Source organism: Thermodesulfobium sp. 4217-1, from assembly GCF_039822205.1.
Lineage (GTDB): Bacteria > Thermodesulfobiota > Thermodesulfobiia > Thermodesulfobiales > Thermodesulfobiaceae > Thermodesulfobium.
The window spans coordinates 1-3,246 of sequence record NZ_JBAGBW010000047.1; the positions used below are offsets into that span (position 1 = coordinate 1).

Genomic DNA, 3,246 nt, shown 5'->3' on the forward strand with positions numbered 1-3,246 from the left:
GGAGGCCAGCGGTTCGAATCCGCTCATCTCCACCAGAACTTTGAAAATTAAATATTGTTTTCTCTTCTCTTCTTTTAGAGGAGAGTTACCGTCAAGTTTTTACGGGCACACGGTGGATGCCTTGGCGTCGAAAGCCGATGAAGGACGTGGTAAGCTGCGATAAGCTTCGGGTAGCCGCAAACAGGCTTTGATCCGAAGATCTCCGAATGGGGAAACCCAATAGAGTGACAAACTCTATTATCATGAACTGAATACATAGGTTCATGAGGACAACCCAGGGAAGTGAAACATCTCAGTACCTGGAGGAAAATACATCAACCGAGATTCCCTTAGTAGCGGCGAGCGAAACGGGAACAGCCTAAACCATATTCATGTCAAGCCTGCTGGCGTTGTGAATATGGTGTTGTGGGAGCCTTCTGTTGAAACAGCAGATTCAGCAAGGAGTTACAAAGATATGTAGTAGATGAACTTACCTGGAAAGGTAGGCCAGAGAAGGTGAAAGCCCTGTAATCGAAATTACATATTCTCCTGAAGGATTTCCCGAGTACCATGAGGCACGTGAAACCTCGTGGGAAGCTGGGTGGACCATCATCCAAGGCTAAATACTCTTCGACGACCGATAGCGTATAGTACCGTGAGGGAAAGGCGAAAAGAACCCCGGAAGGGGAGTGAAATAGAACCTGAAACCGTGTGCTCACAAGCAGTCATAGCTCTAAGATTGGCTTCGGTCAATCGGAGTGGTGGCGTACCTGTTGAAGAATGGGCCGGCGAGTTACGTTCTGTGGCAAGGTTAAGAGGAGATCCCTCGGAGCCGTAGCGAAAGCGAGTCTGAATAGGGCGATTAGTCATTGGACGTAGACGCGAAACCGGGTGACCTATCCATGGCCAGGTTGAAGCGTGACTAACCTCACGCGGAGGACCGAACCATTTATCGTTGAAAAGATATTGGATGAGCTGTGGATAGAGGTGAAATGCCAATCGAACTCGGTGATAGCTCGTTCTCCCCGAAATTGCTTTAAGGCTAGCCTCAAGAATAATCTTCCCGGGGGTAGAGCACTGTTCGAGCTAGGGGTCCTACCAGACTACCGAACTCTTACAAACTCCGAATACCGGAAAGTATTACTTGGGAGTGGGACGGTGGTGGACAAGCTCCATCGTCGAGAGGGAAACAGCCCAGACCATCAGCTAAGGCCCCTAAATGCAGACTAAGTGGGAAAGGAAGTGAATCGGCTAAAACAGCCAGGATGTTGGCTTAGAAGCAGCCACCATTAAAAGAGTGCGTAACAGCTCACTGGTCGAGTCGATTTGCGCCTAAAACTTAACGGGGCTCAAGTCTGCTGCCGAAGCTATGGACTCAATACATAAGTATTGTTTGGTAGGGGAGCGTTCTTAAAGGGCTGAAGGAGGACTCGTGAGAGCCTCTGGACTTTTAAGAAGTGAGAATGCCGGCATAAGTAACGATAAGGAGAGTGGAAATCTCTCCCGCCGCAAGACCAAGGTTTCCTGGGGAAGGCTCGTCCGCCCAGGGTTAGTCGGTCCTAAGCTGAGGCCGAAAGGCGTAAGCGATGGACATCCGGTTAATATTCCGGAACCATCTTAAGAACGTTTGTACGATGGGGTGACGCTGCAAGAAAGGTTAGCCAGCGGACGGTTGTGCTGGTACAAGCTCGTAGGTCAAGGGATAGGCAAATCCGTCCCTTATTAAGACCGAGAAGTGATGTGGAGGGGACACGTTCCCCGAACTGATTGGACAAGTGGCCAAGAAAAACCTCTAAGGAGATCTTAAGGTGTCCGTACCGCAAACCGACACAGGTGGTCGAGGAGAATATCCTAAGGCGTGCAGGAGCACCCTCGTTAAGGAACTCGGCAAAATAGCCCCGTAACTTTGGAATAAGGGGTACCCTTGTAGCGTGTAATGATTTACTCATGAAGCGTGAAAGGGTCGCAGTAAAGAGGCTCGGGCGACTGTTTACCAAAAACATAGGTCTCTGCTAAGCCGCAAGGCGAAGTATAGGGGCTGACACCTGCCCAGTGCCGGAAGGTCAAGGGGAAGGGTTAGTCGTAAGGCGAAGCTCTGAACTTAAGCCCCGGTGAACGGCGGCCGTAACTATAACGGTCCTAAGGTAGCGAAATTCCTTGTCGGGTAAGTTCCGACCCGCACGAAAGGTGTAACGATCCGAGCGCTGTCTCAACGAGGGACCTGGTGAATTTGGGATATCCGTGAAGACACGGATTACTTGCAAAGGGACGGAAAGACCCCATGAAGCTTTACTGTAGTCTGACATTGCGTTTTGATAATTCATGTACAGGATAGGTGGGAGGCTTTGAAGGAAGGGCGCCAGCTCTTCTGGAGCCAACCTTGGGATACCACCCTTGAATTATTGGGACGCTAACTTGCATCCGTTATCCGGAGCAAGGACAGTGTTTGATGGGCAGTTTGACTGGGGCGGTCGCCTCCAAAAAGGTAACGGAGGCGTCCAAAGGTCACCTCAGCGTGATTGGAAACCACGCGTCGAGTGTAAAGGTATAAGGTGGCTTGACTGTGAGAGAGACATCTCGAGCAGGGACGAAAGTCGGGCTTAGTGATCCGACGGTTCAGTATGGAATGGCCGTCGCTTAACGGATAAAAGTTACTCTGGGGATAACAGGCTTATCTCCCCCAAGAGTCCACATCGACGGGGAGGTTTGGCACCTCGATGTCGGCTCATCGCATCCTGGGGCTGAAGTAGGTCCCAAGGGTTAGGCTGTTCGCCTATTAAAGCGGTACGTGAGCTGGGTTCAGAACGTCGTGAGACAGTTTGGTCCCTATCTTTTGCAAGCGCAAGAAACTTGAGGAGGTCTATCCCTAGTACGAGAGGACCGGGATGGCGGAGCCTCCAGTGCATCGGCTGTGGTGCCAACTGCAAGGTCGAGTAGCTGTGCTCCGTGTGGATAAGCGCTGAAAGCATATAAGTGCGAAGCCCTCTCCAAGATTAGGTTTCTCATCCAGTAATGGAGTAAGACTCCTGGGAGACTACCAGGTTGATAGGCCAGAGGTGTAAGCATGGCAACATGTTCAGCTGACTGGTACTAATAAGTCGAGGACTTGACGGTAACTATTCCTCTAGAAGAAGAGAGGAGAAATCTTCTTCTCCCGGTGACCATAGCAAAGGTGCCCCACCCGTTCCCATTCCGAACACGGAAGTGAAAGCCTTTAGCGCCGACGATACTATTTGGGAAAATAGGACGTTGCCGGGAGATTTTTTT

2 rRNA genes are annotated in these 3,246 nt (G+C 50.6%); both read left to right on the forward strand.

Annotated features, from left to right (window positions below):
• The first annotated feature begins 89 nt into the window (after positions 1 to 89).
• Positions 90 to 3,093: ribosomal RNA gene (locus tag V4762_RS09845) — 23S ribosomal RNA — on the forward strand.
• 39 nt (positions 3,094 to 3,132) lie between these two features.
• Positions 3,133 to 3,237: ribosomal RNA gene (rrf, locus tag V4762_RS09850) — 5S ribosomal RNA — on the forward strand.
• The last annotated feature ends 9 nt before the right edge of the window (positions 3,238 to 3,246 follow it).